The organism is Devosia sp. 67-54 (assembly GCF_001899075.1).
GTDB lineage: Bacteria > Pseudomonadota > Alphaproteobacteria > Rhizobiales > Devosiaceae > Devosia_A.
In genome coordinates this window covers 220340-244004 of record NZ_MKVA01000005.1, presented here as the reverse complement: position 1 = coordinate 244004, position 23665 = coordinate 220340, and the positions used below count along the sequence as shown (strand labels likewise).

The window sequence follows — 23665 nt, the reverse complement described above, 5'->3', positions numbered from 1 at the left end:
ATCAGAACGGCGTGTTCGGATAGTCGAACTGCGCCGCATTGTCCTTGGTGATCAGCGTCGAATTGATGATCATCGTGCCGTCGACCTGCGAATTGGCGACGAAGTGCAGCGCCGTGAGGTCGATGGCCGTGGCCACCATGTTCGGGTTGTAGCTGACGTCCACCGGCACCTGCTTGGAACCGGCGGCCACCATCTTGACGATCTGGTTCATGCCGGCGCCGCCGACGAACCACATCTTGTCGTCACGTCCCGCTTCCTTGGCCGCCTTCAGCGCCCCGATCAGCGTATCGTCGTCCTGCGCCCACACCGCGTCGATCTCGGGATATTTGGTCAGGAAGTCCTGCATGACCTTGTAGCCGTCGTCGCGGTTCCAGTTGGCGAACTGGTTGTCGAGCACCTGGATCTTGGTGTCCTTGATGCCTTCCATGAACGCATCGAAGCGCTGCTTGTCGATCGGGATCGGCAGGCCGCGCAGCACCACCACCTTGCCGCCGTTGGGCAGCGCCGACTTGAAGTACGCCGCCGTGGTGGCGCCGAGGCCCGGATTGTCGCCCGCGACATAGAGGTCGGGGATGCCCGGCTGGCTGAGCGCGCGGTCGACGACCGTCACCCATTTGCCGGCGTCCTTGACCTTCTTGATCGAGGCGGTCATCGCGTCCGGATCGCCCGGCAGGATCACCAGCCCGTCGATGTTGCGGGTCGTCACCATGTCCTCGAGATCGGCGGCCTGCTTGGTCGAATCGGGCGCCGTGGCCAGGACGAACTTCAGGTTCGGATAGGCCTTCTGCAGCCGGTCGACCGCCTGCTGCGCGAAGAAATCCACGCCGCCGGTCCAGCCATGGTCGGCCGTCGGCACCGAGACGCCGATGGTGTAGGTCTTGTCCTGGCCGATCGCGCTTCCCGCGACGGTCAGGCTGCCGACGACGAGGGCCGCCAGCGCTGTGGTCTTCATCAGGTTCATTTGCTCGTCTTTCCTCCCGTTGGGGGCCCTTTCGCCGGGCCGTGGTAGAACTCTGGTTCAGTTGGTCGTCTTGCGGGACCGCTGCAGCAGCACCGCAACGATGATGATCGCGCCCTGGAACGCCTGGTTCAGGTAGGGGCTGATCAAATTCTGCAGATTGAGGATGTTGCCGATGAGCTCGAGGATGATCACCCCGACCACGGTGCCCCAGATGCGGCCGAAGCCGCCGCGCAGCGTGGTGCCGCCGATGATCACCGCGGCGATGGCCTGCAACTCCCACAGCACCGCCGTCGAGCTGTTGGCCGAGCCGAATTTCGGCACGTAGAGCGCCGCCGCCACGCCCACCAGGAGACCCTGCAGTACATAGGTCATCAGCCGCACGCGATCGACCTTGATCGCCGAATAGCGCGCCACCTGCTCGTTCGAGCCGATGGCGGCGATGTGCCGGCCGAAGGTCGTCCGCCGCAGCGCCAGCTCGGCGATGATGGCGACCACCGCGAAGATCACGATCGGCAGCGGAATGCCCAGCACGTTGCCCGAATACAGCGGCGAATAGGTGTCGGACGCCTGGAAGTTGAGGTTCAGCGTGCCGCCATTGGCGAGGAAGGTGATCAGCGCCCGGAAGATGCCGAGCGTGCCCAGCGTCACGATGAACGGCTCGATCCGCCCGATGGTCACCAGCGCACCGTTGGCGCCGCCGCCGACGAGGCCGATGGCGAGACCCGCCAGAATGCCGATGCCGACCGACGACCAGCCCGGCCCCAGCGGCCCCACCAGCGAATTGATGATGATGATGATCATGCCGGCGGTGAACGCCGCGAGCGAGCCCACCGACAGATCGATGCCGCCCGAGGTGATGACGAAGGTCGCGCCGATGGCGATGATGCCGATGAACGAGGCGCGGGCCACGATATTGGCCATGTTGGCGATGGTGAGGAAATTGCCGTTGAGCGACGCGCCCAGGATCATCAGCAGCAGCAAGGCCAGGAGCGGCCCGAGCGCGCCGAGCCGCAGCCGTGGCCGGCGCCGCTGCGCCGTCGCCTCTCCGGTGGTCGTGGTCGTCATGCCGCTTTCCCCTCGATGCCCATCTGGTGCCGCACGATCTGCTCCTCGGTGATCTGGTCGCCGACCAGTTCGCCGACGATGCGGCCGAACCGCATCACCATCACCCGGTGGCTGAGGCCGATCACCTCCTGCAGCTCCGACGAGATGACGATGATGGATTTGCCCTCGGCCGCCAGCGCCGCGATGATGTGGTAGATCTGCTGCTTGGTGCCCACGTCGATGCCGCGCGTCGGCTCGTCCATGATGATGATGTCGGGCTCGCTTTCCATGGTCTTGCCCAGCATCAGCTTCTGCTGGTTGCCGCCCGAAAGCTGCCCGACCCTGACCGAGGCGTCGCGGGCCCGGATGTCGAAGCGCCGCGTCGCCCGCTCCAGCGCCCGCGCCTCGCTTGCCGTGTCGAGGAACGGCCCGCGCAGATGCCGCTGCAGCGTCAGTAGAGTCAGATTGGGCCGCAGCCCCATATTGACCAGCAGGCCTTTGCCCTTGCGGTCCTTGGTCATGTAGGCGATGCCCGCCGCCAGCGACTGCGCCACATTGGCGAAGTGCACGGCGCGGCCATTGACCTTGATCTCGCCGCCGCTGCGATGCGTGAGCCCCACCACCGCCTCGGCCACCGCGGTGCGCCCCGAGCCGACCAGTCCGGCAAAGCCGAGGATTTCGCCCTTCCTCAGCTCGAACGATACGTCATCGACGCCGCGCGCGCTGAGATGGCCGACCGACAGCACCGCCGGCGCATCGACGTCCGGCTCGTGCTTGGGCGGATAGAGATTGTGCAATTCGCGCCCGACCATCATCTGCGCCGCCGAATCCGGCGTCAGCGCCCTGGCGTCGACCGTGGCGATCAATTGCCCGTCGCGCAGCACCGTGACCCGGTCGGAAATCCGCATCACCTCGTCGAGCTTGTGCGAAATGAAGATGATGGCGACGCCGCGCGCCGTCAGCCGCTTGATCTGCTCGAACAGCGTCTCGGTCTCGGCCAGCGACAGCACCGCCGTCGGCTCGTCCATGATCAGCACCCGCGCGTCGCGGCTGATCGCCTTGGCGATCTCGACCATCTGCCGGTCGGCGACCGTCAGGCTGTCGATGCGGGCGTTGGGATCGATGCCGACATGCAGCGTTTCGAGCAGCTCGCGCGCCTTGTCGCGCATCTGCCGGCCGTCGAGCAGCCCGAAGCGCTTGAGCTCGCGGCCAAGGAAGATCGAATCCACCACCCGCAAATGCTCGGCGAGGTTCAGCTCCTGGTGGATGAGCACGATGCCGAGCGCTTCCGCCTCGCCATTGGGCGGCAGCGTCACCGCCCTGCCGTCATAGGTGATGGTGCCCGACGTCGGCTGCTCGAACCCCGACAGGATCTTCATCAGCGTCGACTTGCCGGCGCCGTTCTCGCCGATGATGGCATGCACCTCGCCCGGCCGGACGTCGAAATCGATGCTGAACAGCACCGGGATTTCGCCGAACGACTTCGAGATCCTGTTCGCCGCAAGGATCGGCGGCACAGCGGTGCCATCGGGTCCGGACATACGGATCTGCCTCCCATGGACGCGACGCATTTTGACCCTGCGATCTTCGTCCGCGGAAAGATGTAAAGGTTTTCATACGGCATGTAAAGGTTTACACAACCGGCGAAAGGTATAGGTTTGCGCCAGCGTCGCGGCCCGAACCGGCCTGCAGGGGGAAAGCCCGACGCCAAGCCGGATCGCCGCTGGCGGAGCACCAGGTGCTGCAGCAGAAACTCGCCACGATCGAAGACGTCGCGGCCATCGCCGGCGTGTCCATCGCCACCGTGAGCCGCGCCATCAACGAGCCGGCCAAGGTGGCCGACGCCACTCGCCGCCGCGTCAACGACGCCATCGCCCGCACCGGCTACACCACCAACGCCATGGCGCGCTCGCTGCGCATGCGCCGCGCCAACATGATCCTGATCCTGGCGCCGGACGTGGGCGACCCCAACTTCTCCAACATCCTCGTCGGGCTCGAGACCGAGGCCAGCAAGCGCGGCTACGGCGTGCTGATCGGCAACACCCAGAACGACGCCACGCGCGAAACCGACTATCTGCGCTTCATCAGTTCCAACCAGGCCGACGGCCTGATCCTGCTCACCGGCCATCTGCCCTTCGGCTACCAGACCGAGGGCCCTGCCCGGCTGCCGCCGATGGTGGCGGTGAACGAGCCCATTCCCGGCGACCACCACCAGGTGCCGTTCGTCGGCGTCGACAATTTCGAGGGCGCCCGCATCGCCGCCGAGCATCTGATCTCGCAGGGCCACCGCCGCATCGCCTTCATCGGCCGCTCCGCCAGCCGCCTCGTCAACGAGGTGCGCGAACGCGGCTACCGCGCCGCGCTCGGCGCCGCCGGCATCGCCATCGATCCGATGCTGATCCTCGAGGGCGACGGCACCACCGAGAGCGGCCGCCAGGCGGCCGAGCACATGTTCGTGCGCGATTTGCTGCCCACGGCGTTCCTGTGCGTCAACGACGCCACCGCGCTCGGCGTCATGATCGCCCTCAACGCCCGCGGCTACGACCTGCCGCGGCAGTTCTCGGTGATGGGCTTCGACGACATTTCCTATGCGAGCTTCGTCAACCCCTCGCTCACCACCATGAAGCAGCCCCGCTCCAAGATCGGCGAGGCCGCCATGACGCTGCTGCTGGCCATGCTCGAAGGCCGCGAGGTCGAGCGGCGCGAAGTCCTGCTGCGCAGCGAGCTGATCCTGCGCAACTCCGTCGCCCGCCTGGGGCCGGGTGAGCCGGACCTGAGGATTTCCCGCATCCGCCGGTCGTAAGGGACTAGCCCGCCGCCGTGTACGCCGTCTTCACCTGGGTGAAGAACTCCGCTGCGTATTTGCCCTGCTCGCGCGGGCCGTAGCTCGAGCCCTTGCGACCGCCGAACGGCACGTGGAAATCGACGCCGGCCGTCGGCACGTTGACCATCACCATCCCGGCTTCGGCGTTGCGCTTGAAATGCGTCGCGTATTTGAGCGAGGTGGTGACGATGCCGGCGCTCAATCCGAATTCGGTGTCGTTGGCCGTCGCCAGCGCCTCGTCGTAATCCTTGACGCGGATCACCGACGCCACCGGCCCGAAGATTTCCTCGCGGGAGATGCGCATCTGGTTGGTGGCTTCCGTGAACAGCGTCGGCTGCAGGTAGTGGCCCGGCGTCTTGAGCGTCAGCACCTCGCCGCCCGCCGCGAGCTTCGCGCCCTCCTGCCTGCCGATTTCGATATAGTCGGTGTCCTGCTTGAGCTGGCTCGGATCGACCACCGGGCCGATCTCGATGCCCTTTTCCAGCGCATCGCCCACCTTGAGGGCCCGCACCCGCTCGCTCAGCGCCGCGACGAATTTGTCGTGGATGCCCTCGGTGACGATGACGCGCGACGACGCGGTGCAGCGCTGTCCGGTCGAAAAGAACGCCGACTGCGCCACCGTCTCCACCGCCACCTTGAGGTCGGCGTCGTCGAGCACCACGGTCGGATTCTTGCCGCCCATCTCGAGCTGGAACTTGCGCATCACCTTGACCGAGGCGTCGGCGACGCGCCGCCCGGTGCCCACCGAGCCGGTGAAGCTGAAGGCATTGATCTGTTTGGCGTCGAGCATCGCCTGCCCGACCACCGAGCCCTTGCCCATCACCAGGTTGAGCACGCCCTTGGGCAGCCCGGCGCGATGCAGGATGTCGACGATCGCCCAGGCGCAGCCCGGCACCAGCTCGGCCGGCTTGAACACCACGGTGTTGCCGTAGCAGAGCGCCGGCGCGATCTTCCAGCTCGGGATGGCGATGGGGAAATTCCACGGCGTGATGATGCCGACCACCCCGATCGGTTCGCGCGTGATCTCGACGCCGACTCCCGGGCGCACCGACGGAATGGTCTCGCCGCTGAGCCGCAGCGCCTCGCCGGCAAAGAATTCGAAGATCTGCCCGGCGCGCGTCGCCTCGCCGATGCCCTCGGGCAGCGTCTTGCCCTCCTCGCGGCTCAGCAGCGCCCCCAGCTCTTCCTTGCGCGCCATGATCTCATGCGCCGCCTTGCTCAGGATGGAGTGCCGCTCCAATAGCCCCGAGCGCGACCACGCCGGAAACGCCGCCTTCGCCGCCGCGATGGCGCGCTGCGCGTCGTCCAGCGTGGCGCGGGCATAAAGGCCCACCACCTCGTCGGTGTTGGACGGATTGATGTTGGGCACGCCCTCGCCACCGACCCATTCGCCGTCGATCAGATTCTTGTGCAGGTCTTCCATCTTGCAAATCCTTTCGGGCCACGAGCCCGGTCATAAACTAAGAGTGTCATCCCCGCGAAAGCGGGGACCCAACTCACACCTTGTGCCAGCGGGCCGATGGGTCCCCGCTTTCGCGGGGGATGACACGCGGTAGGTGGGCGAGGTCTGTTCGATCTCACAGCAGCCCCGCCTTCGCCAGGTCGCGCATCAGATGGCTCGCGCCATAGGTCCAGGGCGGACATTCGGTAGATAGGCGCACGCGGTTGGCAAGCGCACCCAGCGTCGGCGTCGAGATGGTCACGATGTCGTTGCCCTTGTGGGTGAAGCCCTTGCCGGCGCCGCCGCGATCCTTCACTGGCGCGAACATGGTGCCCAGATACAGCACGAAGCCGTCGGGATATTGGTGATGCCGGCCGATGGCCGAGGCCACCAGCGAGTCCGGCGTGCGCGAAATCTGCCGCATCGACGAGTGCCCGTCGAGCACGAAGCCGTCCTCGCCCTTCACCTCCAGCGCCACCTCGGCGCTCTTGATGTCGTCGAGCGTGAACCCGGCGTCGAACAGCCGGATGAACGGCCCCAGCGAAGCCGAGGCGTTGTTGTCCTTGGCCTTGCCCAGCAGCAGCGCCGAGCGGCCCTCGACGTCGCGCAGATTGACGTCGTTGCCCAGCGTCGCGCCGACGATCCGGCCGCTGCTCGCCACCACCAGCGCCACCTCGGGCTCCGGATTGTTCCATTCGCTGATCGGCAGGATACCGACATCGGCGCCGAAGCCGACGGTCGACATCGGCTGGCTCTTGGTGAAAATCTCGGCATCCGGCCCGATGCCGACTTCCAGATACTGGCTCCACACGCCGCGCGCGATCAGCGTCTGCTTCACCTTCATCGCAGTGTCGGAGCCGGGCACCAGCTTCGATAGATCGGTGCCGATCAGCCCGGTGATCTCGCCGCGCAGCGCCTCGGCCCGCGCCTTGTCGCCGCGCGCCTGCTCCTCGATCACCCGCTCGAGCAGCGACACGACGAAGGTGACGCCCGCCGCCTTCACCGCCTGCAGGTCGATGGGCGACAGCAGCGACGGCGCGCTGTCGGAGACCTTGTCCGCCCAGCTTGCCGCGAGCACCGCCTCCACCGCGCCGAGATCGGTGCCCGTGGCGCCGGCGACATAGGCCGCCGCATCGGGGCGCTCGCAGATATCGCGCGAAGTCGCGAGGCCCGGCGCGGTGATGTCGAGCACGCGTCCATTGCGCACCGTCACCAGGCGCGGATAGGAATATCCGGGAACGCGGGCGCGGCCGAGCAGCAGGCCGTCTTGAGGAACGAGGGGTGCTGACATGTTAGTTTCCTTGCGCGCGCTACCTAACCCGCCCCCGCCCGCACTGTCCAGCAGGGCGCGAGGCACGTGCATCAGCCTTTTGTCCAATTCCGCCCCAAGGATCGTCGATCATCGGGCGTCTTACTCGTGACTGCATCTGCCGGCAGTGTTGCCGGACGACTCAAGGAGACCATCGATGCGCCTCACCACTGCCCTGCTTCCCGTCACCCTCGCCATGGCGATTGCGACCCCCGCCTTCGCTGCCGGCACCATGCAGATGAGCGGGCACGGCGAAGTCATGGCCAAGCCTGACACCGCCTACGTCACCTCCGGCGTGACCTCGCAGGGCGCCACCGCCAAGGCGGCCCTCGACGCCAACACCACCGACATGTCGGCGCTGATCAAGGTGCTCAAGGACGCCGGCATCGCCGAGGCCGACATCCAGACCTCGGGCTTTTCGGTCAATCCCAACTACATCTATTCCGACCAGCGCGACCAGAACGGCTATCAATTGCCGCCCAAGATCGCTGGCTACACCGTCACCAATTCGGTGACCGTGCACGTGCGCGACCTCGCCGCCCTCGGCGCCATGCTCGACAAGGAAGTCAGCGTCGGCGCCAACACCATCAACGGCATCAGCTTCGCCGTCGAAGACCCGTCCGCGCTCTACGACGAGGCCCGCAAGGCGGCTTTCGCCGACGCCCAGGCCAAGGCCAGCCTCTACGCGCAGGCGGCCGGCATCGGCCTCGCCTCGATCCAGAACATCACCGAAAGCTCGGGCGTCATCCAGCCGCCGCAGCCCTACCTCTACAAGGCCGCCGCCGCCGCGCAGGACCGCGCCGCGCCGGTACCGGTCGAGGCCGGCCAGCTCACCTTCTCCATCGACGTGAACGTCACCTGGGAGCTGAACAGCGGAAAGTAGCCGCATCGGCGCGTAGCGAGCAGCGAACAGGGGACGCTCCCTGCGCTGCTCGCTCACCCGCTGATCGCCTTCCAGATCATGTTGAGGCCGACCAGCACCAGGAACACCGCGAACACATAGCGCAGCGTCTTCTGGTTGAGCCGGTGCGCGAGCGCGGCGCCGAGCGGCGCCGTCAGCGCCGCGAAGCCGCCAACCAGCACGAAAGCGATGACGTTCACATAGCCCAGGCTGAGCGGCGGCAGGCCGGCAAGGCCCCAGCCCGAGACGATGTAGCCGATGGTACCGCCGATGGCGATGAACACGCCGATCGCCGCGCCCGTGCCCACCGCCTCGTGCATCGTCGCGCCGAACGCCGCCATCGTCGGCACGCTCAGCGAGCCGCCGCCGATGCCCATCAGCGCCGACAGGAAGCCCACGATCGAGGCGGCCACGCGGTGCGTCGCCGCCGACGATTTGAGGTGCCCCATCAGCCGCTGCTGCAGCGGCGTCACGATGTTGAGCGCGATCAGCAGCGCAATGACGCCGAACACGATGCGCAGCGTCTCGCCGGTGAACCACCGCGCCAGCAGCCCGCCGACCAGCGTGCCGACCAGCACGAACGGCGCCCACAGCCGCAGCGCCTTGGTGTCGACGGCGCCGCGCCGATAGTGCGCCCGGGCGCTCATCGCCCCGGTGGGCATAATGATCGCCAGCGACGAGGCCACCGCCACGTGCTGGGCGATATCGCCGGAAAACCCCATCGCCTCGAAGGCGGTCGACAGGATGGGCACGATGATGACGCCGCCGCCCACGCCGAGCAGGCCAGCGAACACGCCGGACACGCAGCCGCTGACGGACAGGCCGACGAGCAGCGGCCAGTAACTGAGAAGCAGGTTCATGGTGTCTCGCCGATGAGATGCAGCAGCACCTGCCGGCGATGCGGCCGGGCGCGATGCTCGAACAGGTAGATGCCCTGCCAGGTGCCGAAGCCGGGCGCACCGGCGACGACGGGGATGCCGATCGAGGTCTGCGTCAGCGCCGCCTTGATGTGCGCCGGCATGTCGTCGGGCCCTTCGATGCGGTGCACGATCCAGTCCATGCCCTCGGGCACCAGGCGGCGGAAGAAGCCGTCGAGGTCGGTCTGCACGTCCGGGTCGGCATTCTCCTGCACCAGCAGCGATGCCGAAGTGTGGCGACAAAACGCCGTCAGCAGCCCGTCCGAAACCTTAGATTGTGCGACGAAGCGATTGAGATCACGCGTGAATTCGTAGAGCCCGGGACCCCGGGTTGCAATCTCGACCGTTGTCGTCATCTGTTGCATGTGCAAGGCAAGGCGGTAGCACAGCCCCCGACCGGATGGAACCGATCACGGAGCTGTGACGTTGCGGCGCCGAAGCGGGGATTTGTCATCCGGGAAAGGTCTGCCGGCCGTTCAGGCCCGGTTCAGCAGGACAGCGTCACTTCCTCATGCAACTGACTCCAGAATAAGGAACCCCACATGCGACTGCGAAACTGGCTCCTCACCGGTACCAGCGTCACTCTGCTTGCGCTTGCGCCCACCGTGGCTGCGCGCGCCCAGGACACGACCAACGCCGACCTCGTCGCCGCCTACCAAGCCTATGCCGCCGACCAGAATGACGACAACAAGCAGAAGCTGACCGAGGCCTGCATCGCCGCCGGCTTCCAGAGCTTCGACGATTGCGTCGCCGCCATGAGCAGCGCCCAGCCGCCCGCCGCGCCGGCCCCGGCGCCGCAACAGGCTGCGCCCGCTCCCGAACAGCCGGCCCCGTCGTCCGAAGCGCCCGCCCCCGCGCCCGAGCAGCCCGCTCCGGCCCCGGAACAGCCGGCGCCCGCTCCCCAGCAGCCGGCGCCCGCGCCCGAGCAGTCGGCTCCGGCGCCCGAACAGCCGGCTCCGGCGCCCGAACAGCCGGCTCCGGCGCCCGAACAGCCGGCTCCCGTGTCTGAACAGCCCGCCCCGGCGCCCGAGCCCGCGCCGGCGCCGTCCTCCGCGCAGCCGGCCCCGGCCCCCGAACAGAAGCCAGCCGCTCCCGATATCGGCGCCGATCTCAAGGCGGCCGTGCAGCTCTACAACAAGGGGGCCGCCGACATCGGCGCCGGCAAGACGAAGCGCGGCAAGCAGGAGATCGACAAGGCCAGCGGCCAGATCGCGGTCCTGTGCCAGACCGGCGGCTTTGCCGACGCGCAGTCCTGCCTGGCGCAATACGGCCTGACGCTGGATCCGATTCCCGAGGCCCCCGCGCCGAGCTCCGAAGCCCCGGCCCCGGCTCCATCGGCCGAGCCGGCGCCCGCCCCGGCCCCGGCACCTGCCCCCTCGTCCGAGGCCCCGGCCTCCTCGTCGGAACAGGCGGCGCCGACCCCGGCTCCCGCCCCGGCCCCCGCTCCCTCCTCGGAGCAGGCCGCCCCGGCGCCCTCGTCCGAGGCACCTGCCCCGGCCCCGAGTTCCGAAGCGCCGCCGCCCAAAGGCGCCGTGAAGAAGCTCACCGCCGCCGTCGAGCTCTACAACCAGGGCGTCGCCGAGCTCACCGCGGGCGATGCCGCCGGCCAGGCCAAGATCGACAAGGCCAACGCCAGCATCAGCAAGATCTGCACCGATGGCGGCTTTGCCGACACGGCCACCTGCCTCGCGCAGTTCGGCCTGACGCTGAGCCCGCTGCCGGCCGCCCCCGGCGAGCCGGCCGCGTCGTCGGAGCAGCAGCAGGCGGCGTCCAGCGCCGAGCCGGCGCCGCCGGCCTCGTCGGTGCCGCCGATCAGCGAGCAGCCCAACGCCAGCGAAGCGGTGACCCCGAGCGCGGTCGAAGTGCTGCCGTCCGAGGTCAAGCCCGATGAGGCTGCGCCGATCCTCGACAGCGTCAAGGACCAGCAGACGCAGCCGGCCGACCAGGGCCAGCCGTCGCAGCCCGCCGCGTCGTCCGAAGCGCCGCCGCCGCCGGCCACCCCGCCGGCGCCGCCGCCCAAGACCGACCAGCAGGCGCAGGCCGACATCGCCAAGCCGACGCCCGAGCAGCAATCGACGCTCACCGACAAGGGCACCAAATCCAAGGTGCAGGACATCCAGATCGCCCCGCCGCAGGGCAATGGCGACCAGCCGGTGAAGGTGATCCAGCTGCCGCCGGGACCGGGCAACCCGCCCCAGGGCAACCCGCCGCCGAACGGCAAGCCGCCGGCCAACGGCAACCCGCCGCCGCAGCCGCCGCCGGCGCAGAACAACACTGGTGTGATCATCCAGATCGGCGTCAACGTCGTCATCAACAACCCGGAGCAGGAGCGGAGCCGCTACTACGATCCGCGCGAGGACGAGATCTACTACGAGGATCTCGGCCGCGGCCGCACCCGCGAGACGGTCACCCGTCCCAACGGCACCAAGATCGTGACCATCCGCAGCCGCCACGGCGACGTCTTGCAGCGCAGCAAGATCCTGCCCAACGGCCGCGAGATCCTGCTCTCGACCTACGATCCGAAGGACACCGACATCGACACCTGGCGCGATCCGGGCGCCGACCTGCCGCCGCTGCACCTGACCATCCCGGCCAGCGACTACATCCTCGACGCCCGCAGCGCCGACGACGAGGAGGTCACCGACTTCCTCGACCAGCCGCCGGTCGAACAGGTCCGTCGCATCTATACGATCGACGAGGTCAAGCGCTCGGCCCGCCTGCGCGACAGCGTCCGCCGTCTCGAGGTCGGGGGGCTCACCTTCGACACCGGCAAGGCGACGATCGCCCGCAGCCAGGTCGGCGCGCTCAGCAAGGTGGCCGACGCCATGCAGAAGCTGCTCGACCGCAACCCCGGCGAAGTGTTCCTGATCGAGGGCCACACCGACGCGGTCGGCTCGGACATCTCGAACCTGGTGCTGTCGGACCAGCGCGCGGCCACCGTCGCCCGCATCCTCACCGACTTCTACGATATCCCGCCGGAGAACCTGGTGACCCAGGGCTATGGCGAGCGCTATCTGCGGGTGAAGACGCAGGCGGCCGAACCGCTCAACCGGCGCGTCACCATCAAGCGCATCACGCCGCTGGTCACCTACACCGCCGAACGCTGAGCGGGCGGCACACGAACCGAAGGGCCGGAGATCACTCCGGCCCTTTTGCTTTGCCCGATGGTGCCGGCGCCAGCATTTCGAGCTTCACCGCGTCGAACTGCCTGAGCCAGCGCATGGCGATGGCGTTGATCGGCACGGGATTGAGGAAGTGCAGCTTCTCGCGGCCGCGGCGCTGCGTCAGCACCAGGCTCGCCGTCTCCAGCGCCAGCAGGTGCTTGGTCACTGCCTGCCGGCTGATCGGCAGCCCCTGGCACAGCCGCGCCAGCGTCTGCCCGTTGCTGCGCCGCAGGCGCTCCAGCAGGATGCGCCTGTACTCATCGGCCAGCGCGGCAAACACCGCGTCACGCTCGGCCACACTCATGCCATGCCCTCACCGCCCCTGCGGCTGCAGCGTTTCCGGGAAAAGCGGCAACGGATCTCCGGTGCGGAAACGCGACAAAACAACAGTCTGGAGCGGTCCGCCGATTCCGTAAATCGGCCGACCGCGTCCCATCAACCGCCGAATTGCGCGCGAATAAAGGCAGCGATGTCGTTGTACGCAGCCACCGATTCCGGCACCTCCGGGGCGCCGGAATGGTGCACGTGCCACATGCCGTCATAGACCTTGAAGGTCACCTCGACGCCCGCCGCCCGCGCCCGCTCGGCGAACAGCCGGCTGTCGTCGAGCATGGTCTCGTCGCCGCCGACATGGATCAGCAGCGGCGGCAGGCCGGTGGCGTCCGCGAACAGCGGCGAGGCCATCGGGTCGCGCGGGTCGCGCCCGCCCGCATACCACCGGCCGGCCTCCCGCAGCGCCTCGCGGGTGATCACCGGATCGAGCTTGCGCAGCCGCTCATAGCTGCCGCCCGAGACCGACAGATCCGTCCATGGCGACAGCAGCACCGCCGCCCGCGGCATCTTCGCGCCCGCCTCGCGCAGCGCCAACAGCATCGACAGCGCCAGCCCGCCGCCGGCGGAATCGCCGCCGACAACGATCTGCGCCTCCGGCGTTCCCTGCTCGAGCAGCCAGCCATACGCCAGGAGCGCGTCCTTCACCGCCGCCGGAAACGGATGCTCCGGGGCCAGCCGATAGTCCGGCGTCAGCACCCGCGCATGCGCGGCCCGGCTGAGATAGGCGGCCATCTTGCGATGCGTGCGCGGCGAGCCGGCATTGTAGCCGCCGCCATGCAGCAGCAGGAACACCCGCGACTTGTCGATCAGCGGCATCTCCATCCATTCGGACTTGATGCCGCCGGCATCGGCGGGGGTGAAGCGCGACCCCTTGGGCAGCACGTCGAGCCGGCTTTCGGCCTCCCAGTCGCGGCGGTTGCGGTCCACCGGCTTGCCGCCCGGAAACAGCCTTGCCTCGGCGCGCTTCCTGGCAAACATCTCCTGAATGCGCGTCCGCGCTTCCGGACTGATCATCCCGTTCCCCCGTCCCGGCGGCCCGCATAGTAGCGGCGTCGCCTGCGGCTGCAACGGGTGTTTGCCCAACGCCGCCAATGGGCTATGGCTCACGCCATCGTTCGGAGTGGGCATGGCAGCAGAGGGCACGATCGGCCGCGGCCGGCGCGAGATCATCGCGCTGCAGCTCCTGGTGGCGCTGTACCTCGCCCTGCGTGTCTATTTCGACCTCCGCGCCGACCTCGTCAGCGACGAGCCATATTACTGGATGTGGGGCCAGCGCCTCGGCTGGTCGTATTTCGACCATCCGCCGCTGCACGCCTGGCTGCTCCGGCTGATGGACATCGTCTTCGGCTGGCGCCCGATCAGCGTGCGCATCCTCACCTGGTTCACGCTGGCCGGCGTGATGGCCATCTTCTGGGCCTGGGCCAGGCGGCTGTCGCCCGACGCGCCGCAGCTGTGGTTCTGGCGCACCGCCGCGATCTATCTGAGCTCGCCGCTGTTCTTCTGCATCTCGCTGGTCGCCTACAACGACCATCTGCTGATCTTTCTGTGCCTGCTGGCGGTACACTGCTTCGTCGTCTTCACCGACAAGGTCGAGACCGGCCGGCCACGACAGACTCTCTGGTTATATCTGGCGGCGGCGTCGCTCGGCCTTGCGGTGCTGACCAAATACAACGGCGCCTTCCTCGGGCTCGGCTTCTTTGCCGCCTTCCTGCTGCGCCCGAAGCTGCGCGCTTTGCTCAGGACCCCGCATCCCTGGCTCGCGGCGCTGCTCGCGGTCGCCATGCAGGTGCCGGTGATCTACTGGAACCTCACCGAAGGCCTCGCCTCGTTCCGCTACCACCTCAACGACCGCTAGACGACGCCCGGCGCCTTCGACTGGCAGCACCCGGTCAATTTCGTGCTGCTGTGCATCCTGTTCTGGTCGCCCTTCCTCGTCTGGCCGACCATCAGCCTCATCCGCAGCCGTTCGCTCACCCCGGACGAGAGCCGCGCCAAGGCCGTCGCGCTCACCGTCTTCACCGTCTCGAGCCTCAGCTTCCTCGCCATCTCCTGCGTGCTCGACGCCTATTTCTACTGGAACATCGTGGCCTTCATCGGCCTTATGCCGCTGCTCACCCGCTTCATGGCCAACCCCGTCCATCGCTGGGCGCACTACATCGTCGGCCTGCTGCTGATCCTCACCTTCGTCTTCAACTTCACCTGGATGCCGTTCGCCGATTTCATCGGCCGCCGCGACCGCGGCTCGGCCAGCGATTTCGGCTGGACCGAGATCGGCGAGCACATGCGCGCCGCCATCGCCGCACAGCCGGCCGACCTCATCGGCGCCACCCGCTACTCCACCACCTCGCAACTGGGCTTCGTGCTGGGCACCACCGACGTGGTGAAACTTTCGCCCGAGCATTCGCAATACGATTTCTGGCAGGGCGACGGCAGCCAGTATGCCGGCAAGTCGGCGCTGATCCTCGGCGACGAGCCCGACGGCCTCGGCGGCGGCGAACGCCTCGACTGGCTGCGCCGGCACTTCACCACGCTGACCACCATCGACGAGTGGCAGACCGTGCGCATGGGCCACCCGATCTACATCTGGCGCATCTTCCGCGGCGAGGGCTACATCCCGTGAGCGCCGCAGCCCGCATGTTTGCCCGGCGCGCCCGATGGGCTATGCCTCGCGCCGCCAGACGGAACCCGCAATGACCCTCGCCGCCGCACCCCCGCAGCAACGACGCCTCCACCTCGCTCTGCCGCTGGCGGCGCTGCTGTTCCTTGCGCTGAGGCTGTATTTCGACCTCAACGCCGATCCGGTCGGCGACGAAGCCTATTACTGGATGTGGGGCCAGCACCCGGCCTGGTCGTATTTCGACCACCCGCCGCTGCATGCCTGGCTGCTGTTCGCGGTGTCGCACCTGTTCGGCTGGTCGCGCTTCACCGTGCGGCTGACCACCTGGCTGGCGCTGGCGCTGGTGCTGTGGGTGTTCCGGCTGTGGAGCCGGAAGCTCGCCCCCGCCGATCCCGACACCTGGTTCTGGGCGGCGACGGTGCTCTATCTCGCCTCGCCCTTCTATTTCGCCATGACCAGCATCGCCTACAACGACCATCTCGTGGTCGCTTTCGGCCTGCTCGCCCTCCATGGCTTCGCGAATTTCGCCGAACGCTGGGCCGCCGGCACGGCCGGCGCCACGCGCTGGCTCTACGCCGCGGCAATCGCGCTCGGTCTCGCGACCCTCAGCAAATACAACGGCGCCGTGATCGGCCTCGGCTTTGCCGCCGCCCTGCTGCTCCGCCAGGATCTGCGCAGCGCCCTGCGCACTCCGCACCCCTGGCTCGCCGGCCTGCTCGCCGTCGCCATGCAGGCGCCGGTGCTCTACTGGAACCTCACCGAAGGCTTCGCGTCCTTCCGCTTCCACATGCACGACCGCTGGGGCGACCAGCCCTGGCACTTCGCCCTGCTGCCACCGCTCGCCTTCGTCGTCCTCAACATCCTGATGCTGTCGCCATTCCTGCTGTGGCCGCTGGTCAGGATGCTGCGCGGCAGACCGGCCTCGCCGTTCGAAAGCCAGCTCAAGACCGTGTCGGTCGCCACCATGACCATCTCGTCGCTCGGCTTTTTCGCCATGACCATCGCCATCGGCGGCTATTTCTACTGGAACATCCTCGCCTTCGTCGGCATCCTGCCGCTGCTGGTGCGCTGGATCGGAACGCGAGTCCAGTTCTGGCTGCACACCCTCTACGGCCTCGTCTGCGCCGCCCTGCTGGTCTTCAACTTCGCCGTGACGCCGGTAGCGCCCCTGTTCAACTACGGCGACCGCGGCAGCTCCATCAACATCGACTGGCCGACGGTGGCGGCGCACATGCGCGCCGCGCAGCAGGCGCACCCGGCCGACCTCGTCGCCGGCACGCGCTATTCCACCGCCTCGCAGATCGGCTTTGCGCTCGGCACCACCGCCGCCGTGCCGATCACCAGGGAACCCGAGCTCGAATACCAGTACTGGATCGACCGCGCCGCGCTGGCCGGCAAATCCGCCCTCATCCTCACCGACGAGGACGACGGCTCGCCGGTGCTGCAATACCTCGCCCAGAGCTTTACCAATCTCACCATGGTCGACGACTTCACCATCACGCGCTTCGGCCGCGAGGTCTATCACTGGCGCATCTTCCACGGCGACGACTACCAGCCGTGAGCACCAGCGCCCCCATCGCCGCACCGCGCACCCCGCGCTGGGCCACCCCGCTCGGCGCCGGCATCATCGTGCTGCTGCTGACGCTGCCGCGGCTGGCCTTCGCCATCCGCTTCGGCCTCATCGGCGACGAGGCCTATTACGCCATCTGGTCGTTCTATCCGAGCGTCTGGTACTACGACCACTCGCCGTCGGTCGCCTGGCTGATCTGGCTCGGCCGCGCGCTGCTGGGCGAGAGCGAGCTCGCCGTACGCAGCATGTTCTTCGTCGCCGATCTCGTGGTCTGCGCCGCGCTCTACCGCATGGGCGACATCCTGTTCGGCGATCGCCGCATCGGCGCCGCCGCCGCCATCGCCTATTCGGTGACGGTGGCCGTCATCATCACCTTCGCCGTCGCCACGCCGGACGGCCCCTCGACCATGTTCTGGGTGCTGGCCATCTGGGCCGTCGCCGAATTCACCCGCAGCCGCAACGCCAATTGGTGGCTGCTGGCCGGCCTCTGCGCCGGCCTCGGCCTGCTGTCGAAATACACCGTGGTCTTTCTCGGCGCCGGACTGCTGTTCTACCTCGTTACCAGCCGCGACCGCCTCGCCTGGCTGAAGCTCTGGCAGGTCTGGGCCGGCGGCGTGCTCGCCCTGCTCTGCTTTGCCCCGGTCGTCTGGGTCAATTCGCAGCGCGACTGGAACTCGTTCCGCTACCAGCTCGGCCGCTCGAACTTCGCGGACCACGTCGTGCGGCCCGGCGAATTCCTGCGCTTCCTCGTCGAAGAGGGCATCCAGCTCCTCCCCACGCTCTACGTCTTCGTCATCCTCGGCCTCGTGCTGTTCTTCGCCCGCCGTGCGCGGCCGCTCGCTCTGCCGGTGCTCACCGCCACGCCGATGGCCGCCTACTTCCTCGCCGACGCCGTGTTCGGCCGCGTCAATCCGAACTGGACAGCGCCGCTGTTTCCGCAACTGGCGCTGGTCGGCGCCTGGGCGGCGATGACCGTCCGTCCGCGGGCCGGCTGGCTGCGCTGGGCGCTCAACGCCATCGCCGCCCTGCACGTGCCGCTCGGCCTCGCTCTGATGCTCGTCGCCTACCAGTCGATCGAAACCCGCACCCTGCCCGTCCTCGGGCCGGTGAAGGCCTTCGACTTCGTCTATGGCTGGCCGGATCTGTGGAGCAAGGTCTCGGCGCTGGCGCGCGACAGCGGCGCCCGCTGGGTCGACACCACCAACTATTCGCTCAACGGTTGGCTCGGCTATTATGCCCGCATGGCCCACGACCCGCTGCCGGTGTTCGAGACCTCCGAGCCGTTCCGCTACCAGTACATGCCGCCGGCCGATCCCGCGCTCATGGCCGCCCCGCATCTGCTGGTGACGCCCGGGGCCGGGGCGCCGCCGGCCAACGCCACCCTGCTCGCCGCCATCACCCGCGACGCCGCTGGCGATCCGCTCGAGACCTACTCGGTGTATCTCGTCAAATGAGCGCGGCCGCCACCCGCCCCGCGCCGCGCTGGTGGCTGGTGCTGCTCGGGCTGGTGCTCGCCTATCTGCTGGCGCTGCGCCTGTGGTTCGACCTCGCCGTGCCGCCGATGGGCGACGAGGCCTATTACTGGATGTGGGGCCAGCACCTGAGCTGGTCGTATTTCGACCACCCGCCACTCGACGGCTGGCTGCAGGGGCTGGTGGCGGCGCTGTTCGGCTGGAGCAATTTCAGCGTCCGGCTGCTCACCTGGCTGAGCCTCGCCGGCACCCTCGCCGTGCTGTGGCTCTGGTCGAAGCTGCTGGCGCCCGACGACCGCCTCGGCTGGCTCGTGCAGACGGCAGTGCTCTATTTCACCGTCCCGATCATCTTCATGATGTCGGCCTTCGCCTACCACGACCATCTGCTGATCTTCTTCGTCGTCGCCACCACCTACGCCTTTCACAGCTTCGCGCGCGACTGGGAAGCCGGCATCCGGGCGTGGCGCAACCTCTTTCTCGCCGCCGCCCTGCTCGGCCTCGCCGTGCTCACCAAATATAACGGCGTCTTCCTCGGCGTGGGCCTCGCCGCCTGGATCGTCTGGCGCCCGAAGCTGCGCGGGCTCTACCTCACGCCGCAGCTCTGGCTGGCGGTGCTGCTCGCCGTGCTGATGCAGGCGCCGGTGTTCTACTGGAATCTCACCGAAGGCTGGGCCAGCCTGCGCTACCACTTCACCGAGCGCGACCATCTCAACTGGGGCACGCCCAGCCTGCGGCAGGTGGTCGACTTCCTCGGCGCCATGGTGGCCTCGATGTCGCCGGTGCTGTTCCTGGCGCTGTTCCGCCTTCCCTTCCTTCGCCGCCGTTCCGACGACGATGCGCGCAGCCTCAGCCTCGCCGGCATCGTCTATCTGCTGTCGACGCTCGCCTGGGCGATCATCGCACTCTACGTCTACATCTACGTCCACTGGAACATCGTCGCCTATGCCGTGCTCGCCCCGGTGGTCCTCCGCCTCGTCTCCAGCCGGCTGGCGATGCTGCTGCACATCGCCTTCGGCCTCGTGATCATCACCGTCGGCCTCCTCAACTATACAGTCGGCCCGATGAAGCTGCTCGGCTTCGGCGACACCGGCGCCGCGGCGAGCTTCGGCTGGCCCGAGCTCGCCGCCGAAATCGTCGTGCAGCACAAGGCGCATCCCGACGCCTTCCTCGCCGCCGCCCGCTACACCCACGCCGCTCAGCTCGGCTTCCAGTTGCACGATGCCGACATCGCCGCCCTCAACCATCTGCCCTCGCAGGCCGATTTCTGGTGGGACGCCGCCGCCCATGCCGGCCGGGACGCGCTGATCGTCGCCGACGCCGGCGCCGGCTCGACCATCGCCGAGGCGGCGCCGCATTTCGCCGGCGTCGAAAAGCTCGAGGACGTGCCGGTGGTCGTCCGCGGCCAGACCGTCTGGACCTTCGAAATCTGGCTGGGCCGCGACTTTAAGCCCTGACCGGCTTGCCGGATCGCCCAAATTCGCTATTTCCTGTGCGACCAACCGGACGAGGCGTCATGAAGCGACTGGAGCTGTTCATCGAGGGCGTGATCCTGGCCTCGCGCTGGCTGCTGGTGGTCTTCTATATCGGGCTCGGCATCGCGCTGGCGCTGTACGCCATCAGCTTCGGCTACAAGCTGTGGGAATTCGCCACCCATCTGTTCGCCCTCGAGGACTCCGATTCGATCCTCAAGATGCTGGGGCTGATCGACGCGGCGCTGATCGCCAGCCTCGTCGTCATGGTGATCATCTCCGGCTACGAGAACTTCGTGTCGCGCTTCGATGAATCCCGCGACGTGCACTGGCTGGGCGAGATCGACGTCGGCTCGCTCAAGATCAAGGTCGCCTCGACCATCGTCGCCATCTCCTCCATCCATTTGCTGCAGGTGTTCCTCAACGTCGAGCAATACGCCGGCGACAAGCTGATGTGGTACACGTTGATCCACCTGGCCTTCGTGGTCTCGGCGCTGTTCCTCGCCTTCATCGACCGCGTCGCCGCCCTCACCAAGGCCGTCGGCAAAGACGCCAGGAAGTGACCACGCCCCAGCGCGCCACCGACCGCCCGATCGTCGCGGCGCAGATCGTCTTCGGCGTGCTGCTGCTGCTCAAGGTCTACATGGCCGCCACCATGCCGCCCGTCGGCGACGAGGCCTATTACTGGATGTGGGGGCAAAAGCTCGACTGGTCGTATTTCGACCATCCGCCGCTGCATGCCTGGCTGCTCGGCCTGATGAGCCGTCTCTTCGGCTGGAACCTGTTCGCGCTGCGCGCCCTCACCTGGCTGACGCTGGCCGGCACGCTGTGGATCTTCTGGCTCTGGTCGAAGCGCCTGAAGCCCGACGACCCCGCCGCCTGGTTCTGGCCCACCGCCGCGGTGTATTTGGCGAGCCCGATGTTCTTTCTGATGGGCAGCATCGCCTTCCACGACCATCTGCTGATCTTCCTCTGCCTCGCCTCGGCCCACTGCTTCCTGGTATTCGCCGAGCATTGGGAGACGAGCGGCAAAGGCTGGCGCTGGCTCTACCTTGCCGCGTTGCTGCTCGGGCTCGCCGCGCTCACCAAATACAATGCCATCCTGCTGGCACTTGGCCTGGCGATATTTCTCGTGGCACACCCGCCGGCGCGTCCCCTTTGGCGCTCACCGCATCTCTACCTCGCCGCGGTGCTGAGCCTTGCCGTGCAAGCCCCGGTCATCTGGTGGAACGTTGCTCGGCATTTCGCATCCTACGAGTATCACCTCGTCGAGCGCTGGAACGACGTACCGTTCGAGCCCGGTCCGCTCAGCCTGCTGCGCTTCGTCGGCCTGACGGTTTCGCACCTGTCGCCGCTGCTGCTGCCGCCGATCGTCCTGCTGATCCGCCGGCCGCTCGGCGAGCCCTTCGCCGATCGCGCCCGTACCCTGGCGCTGTCGGTCCTCGCCATTTCCTGCGCGATCACGCTTGCAATGTCGCTGTTCGTACAGGTGCTGTTCTACTGGAACATCGTGGCCTTCGTGCTGCTGATGCCGCTGCTGGTGGGCTGGATGAACCGGCGCTGGATGCTCAACGTGCATTTCGGCTACGGCATCGCCGCCATTCTCTTCATGCTGTTCGACATGACGATGGTTCCGGTCGCCAACCTCACCGGCCAATACGACTGGACCTTCTCGTCCATGCGGGGCTGGCCCGAGGTCGCTGCCCGCATAGCGGTCCTCGAGCAGAACGAGCACACGAGCTTCGTGGCCACCACACGCTACACCACCGCCGCACAATTGGGCTTCGCCATGCACGACCCCGAGGTCACCGATCTCTCCAGCCGCCACGACCAATACGGCATCTGGTTCGACGCCGCCGCGCATGACGGCCAGGACGCGCTGGTCGTCTCCGACCCGATCCTCGGCCTCGCCGAGGTCGCTCCGCGCTTCGATTCCCTCACCCCGCTCGAGACCGTGCCCTACACCGCCTTCGGCCAGACCATCTACGCGCCGACGATCTATCTGGGCAGGCACTTCCACGCCGAGGCCAAGGCCAAATGACGTCGCCCGCCTCCGTCGCCTCCCGTCCGGTGCTCGTCGCGCAGGTCTTTTTCGTCCTGCTGCTCGCCCTCAAGATCTACCTTGCCGCCTTCATGCCGCCCATCGGCGACGAGGCCTATTACTGGATGTGGGGCCAGAAGCTCGCCTGGTCGTATTTCGACCACCCGCCGCTGCACCCCTGGCTGATGCGGCTGATGAGCCTCGTCTTCGGCTGGAACCTGTTCGCCATTCGCGCCCTCACCTGGTTCACCCTGGGTGGCACGCTGTGGATCTTCTGGCTCTGGGCAAAGCGCCTGAAGCCCGACGATCCCGCGGCCTGGTTCTGGCCCACCGCCGCCATCTACCTCGCCTCGCCGCTCTTCTGGCTGATGAGCGGCATCTCCTTCCACGACCATTTGCTGATCTTCCTCTCGGCGCTCACCATCCACCTGTTCGTGACCTTCGCCGAACGCTACGAGGCCGGTGCGCCAAATCTGCGCTGGCTCTATGCCGGTGCCGTCGCCCTCGGCCTCGCCGTGCTCACCAAATACAACGGCGTCTTCCTCGGCGTCGGCCTCGTGGTCTTCTTCCTGGCGCACCGGCCGGTGCGGGCGATGTGGCGCTCGCCGCATCTTTACGCCGCCGCACTGGTCGCGGTGGCGATCCAGGCGCCCGTCGTCTGGTGGAATTTCACCGAAGGCTTCGCCTCCTACAAATTCCACCTCTCCGAGCGCTGGGGCGGCTCGCTCTTCACCTTCCACCCGCTCAACGTGCTCGAATTCCTCGTCGTCGCCACGCTGGCGATGTCCCCGTTCCTGGTGCCGGCGCTGGTGGGCATGGCGCGCCGGCCGCTCGGGGTGCCCTTCGCCGATCGCGCCCGCGTGCTGTCGCTCAGCATCTTCGCCGCCTCCTCGCTCGGCATGCTGTTCCTGTCGATGTTCGTCGAGATCTTCTTTTACTGGAACATCGTTGCGATCCTGCCGCTGATGCCGCTGCTCGCCGGCTGGATCCGCCGCCGCTGGGTGCTGCTGCTGCATCTGCTCTACGGAACGCTGCTCGCCGGCGGCTTTGCCTTCGACCAGACCATCGTGCCGGTCGGCAACCTCATCGGCCGCTACGACTGGACGGCGTCGTCGACCTTCGGCTGGCCCGCCGTCGCCGAGCGCATCGAGGCGCTCGAAAAGACGCACACGATCGGCTTCGTCGCCGCCACCCGCTACACCACGGCGGCGCAACTCGGCTTTGCCCTGCACGATCCGGAGGTGACGGCGATCTCGTCGCGCCACGACCAGTACGACTACTGGTTCGATCCGGCTGCCCATCAGGGCCAGGATGCGCTGGTGGTCAGCGACCCGCAGCTCGGGCTCGGCGAGGTCGCGCCGTATTTCGACTCCCTCACGCCGCTCGAAACCGTGCCCTACACCGCCTTCGGACACACCATTTATGAGCCGACGATCTACCTCGGCAAGCGGTTCCATCTCCCCTGATGGAAAAGATAAGCAAACGAAATCAAATGGTTAAAACCGCCTCTTGAGTTGTCCCCAGCGCGCTTGTCAGCACTCGGAACAATTCGGAAAGGCCCGCGTTCTTGCTGCCATACGGTACTCAAACAAAGGAGGTCCC

Annotated in this window: 20 protein-coding genes; 11 read left to right on the top strand and 9 right to left on the bottom strand. The window is 67.5% G+C overall.

The genetic code is table 11. The annotated features are described in order from the left end of the window. Position 1: 1 nt before the first annotated feature. From BGO82_RS06205 to BGO82_RS06195, 3 genes are read right to left on the bottom strand one after another with little or no spacing between them, the layout of a single operon-like run. Positions 2-961 carry a substrate-binding domain-containing protein gene (locus BGO82_RS06205; protein ID WP_366246924.1) on the bottom strand — a complete coding sequence of 320 codons (960 nt, stop codon included), beginning with the start codon at positions 959-961 and terminating at the stop codon, positions 2-4. A gap of 57 nt (positions 962-1018) precedes the next feature. Further along, entirely contained in the window at positions 1019-2026 is a 1008-nt protein-coding gene (locus BGO82_RS06200) for an ABC transporter permease (RefSeq protein WP_291304693.1), read from the bottom strand. After that, entirely contained in the window at positions 2023-3546 is a 1524-nt protein-coding gene (locus BGO82_RS06195; protein ID WP_291304692.1) for a sugar ABC transporter ATP-binding protein, read from the bottom strand. The genes BGO82_RS06200 and BGO82_RS06195 overlap by 4 nt, the downstream gene beginning before the upstream one ends. Before the next feature lie 197 nt (positions 3547-3743). On the opposite strand from BGO82_RS06195, the gene BGO82_RS06190 reads away from it, so the two are divergent. Further along, complete coding sequence (locus BGO82_RS06190; RefSeq protein ID WP_291304691.1) at positions 3744-4808, top strand: LacI family DNA-binding transcriptional regulator; 1065 nt, start codon at positions 3744-3746, stop codon at positions 4806-4808. A gap of 4 nt (positions 4809-4812) precedes the next feature. Here BGO82_RS06190 and BGO82_RS06185 read toward each other — a convergent pair whose 3' ends face one another. Both BGO82_RS06185 and BGO82_RS06180 read right to left on the bottom strand, forming a co-directional pair. Next, positions 4813-6252 (bottom strand): aldehyde dehydrogenase family protein, encoded by a 1440-nt coding sequence (locus BGO82_RS06185; protein ID WP_291304690.1) that lies wholly within the window; start codon positions 6250-6252, stop codon positions 4813-4815. 154 nt (positions 6253-6406) lie between these two features. Then, a complete protein-coding gene (locus tag BGO82_RS06180) occupies positions 6407-7561 on the bottom strand; it encodes a fumarylacetoacetate hydrolase family protein (protein ID WP_291304689.1) in 1155 nt (384 codons plus the stop codon). A 175-nt stretch (positions 7562-7736) separates the two neighbouring features. Between BGO82_RS06180 and BGO82_RS06175 the strand changes: the two genes are divergently transcribed. Then, positions 7737-8462: an SIMPL domain-containing protein gene (locus BGO82_RS06175; RefSeq protein WP_291304688.1), complete on the top strand. Its 726-nt coding sequence runs from the start codon at positions 7737-7739 to the stop codon at positions 8460-8462. A 53-nt stretch (positions 8463-8515) separates the two neighbouring features. Here BGO82_RS06175 and BGO82_RS06170 read toward each other — a convergent pair whose 3' ends face one another. Then, positions 8516-9340, bottom strand: a complete 825-nt coding sequence (locus tag BGO82_RS06170; RefSeq protein ID WP_291304687.1) for a sulfite exporter TauE/SafE family protein — start codon at positions 9338-9340, stop codon at positions 8516-8518. After that, on the bottom strand, positions 9337-9762 hold the full coding sequence (locus tag BGO82_RS06165) for a secondary thiamine-phosphate synthase enzyme YjbQ (protein WP_291304686.1): 426 nt from the start codon (positions 9760-9762) through the stop codon (positions 9337-9339). Before BGO82_RS06165 ends, BGO82_RS06170 begins: the two co-directional genes overlap by 4 nt. Positions 9763-9939: 177 nt before the next feature. On the opposite strand from BGO82_RS06165, the gene BGO82_RS06160 reads away from it, so the two are divergent. Next, entirely contained in the window at positions 9940-12504 is a 2565-nt protein-coding gene (locus BGO82_RS06160) for an OmpA family protein (RefSeq protein ID WP_291304685.1), read from the top strand. 31 nt (positions 12505-12535) lie between these two features. On the opposite strand, the gene BGO82_RS06155 is transcribed toward BGO82_RS06160, so the two are convergent. Both BGO82_RS06155 and BGO82_RS06150 read right to left on the bottom strand, forming a co-directional pair. Next, complete coding sequence (locus BGO82_RS06155) at positions 12536-12865, bottom strand: helix-turn-helix transcriptional regulator (RefSeq protein ID WP_291304684.1); 330 nt, start codon at positions 12863-12865, stop codon at positions 12536-12538. A 131-nt stretch (positions 12866-12996) separates the two neighbouring features. Further along, positions 12997-13908 carry an alpha/beta hydrolase gene (locus BGO82_RS06150; protein WP_291304683.1) on the bottom strand — a complete coding sequence of 304 codons (912 nt, stop codon included), beginning with the start codon at positions 13906-13908 and terminating at the stop codon, positions 12997-12999. 112 nt (positions 13909-14020) lie between these two features. Between BGO82_RS06150 and BGO82_RS06145 the strand changes: the two genes are divergently transcribed. The 8 genes from BGO82_RS06145 (at position 14021) to BGO82_RS06110 (ending at position 23529) form a co-directional block, all read left to right on the top strand. Next, positions 14021-14749: a glycosyltransferase family 39 protein gene (locus tag BGO82_RS06145; RefSeq protein WP_291304682.1), complete on the top strand. Its 729-nt coding sequence runs from the start codon at positions 14021-14023 to the stop codon at positions 14747-14749. A gap of 42 nt (positions 14750-14791) precedes the next feature. Next, complete coding sequence (locus BGO82_RS06140; protein WP_291304681.1) at positions 14792-15514, top strand: hypothetical protein; 723 nt, start codon at positions 14792-14794, stop codon at positions 15512-15514. Between the two features lie 70 nt (positions 15515-15584). Continuing rightward, positions 15585-17072 (top strand): glycosyltransferase family 39 protein, encoded by a 1488-nt coding sequence (locus tag BGO82_RS06135; protein ID WP_291304680.1) that lies wholly within the window; start codon positions 15585-15587, stop codon positions 17070-17072. Beyond that, entirely contained in the window at positions 17069-18535 is a 1467-nt protein-coding gene (locus BGO82_RS06130; RefSeq protein WP_291304679.1) for a glycosyltransferase family 39 protein, read from the top strand. The genes BGO82_RS06135 and BGO82_RS06130 overlap by 4 nt, the downstream gene beginning before the upstream one ends. Then, a complete protein-coding gene (locus BGO82_RS06125; protein WP_291304678.1) occupies positions 18532-20007 on the top strand; it encodes a glycosyltransferase family 39 protein in 1476 nt (491 codons plus the stop codon). Before BGO82_RS06130 ends, BGO82_RS06125 begins: the two co-directional genes overlap by 4 nt. A 59-nt stretch (positions 20008-20066) precedes the next feature. Beyond that, complete coding sequence (locus BGO82_RS06120; protein ID WP_291304677.1) at positions 20067-20585, top strand: TIGR00645 family protein; 519 nt, start codon at positions 20067-20069, stop codon at positions 20583-20585. Continuing rightward, positions 20582-22063, top strand: coding sequence for a glycosyltransferase family 39 protein (locus BGO82_RS06115; RefSeq protein WP_291304676.1), 1482 nt, complete (start codon positions 20582-20584; stop codon positions 22061-22063). The genes BGO82_RS06120 and BGO82_RS06115 overlap by 4 nt, the downstream gene beginning before the upstream one ends. After that, entirely contained in the window at positions 22060-23529 is a 1470-nt protein-coding gene (locus BGO82_RS06110; protein WP_291304675.1) for a glycosyltransferase family 39 protein, read from the top strand. Before BGO82_RS06115 ends, BGO82_RS06110 begins: the two co-directional genes overlap by 4 nt. Positions 23530-23665: the final 136 nt, after the last annotated feature.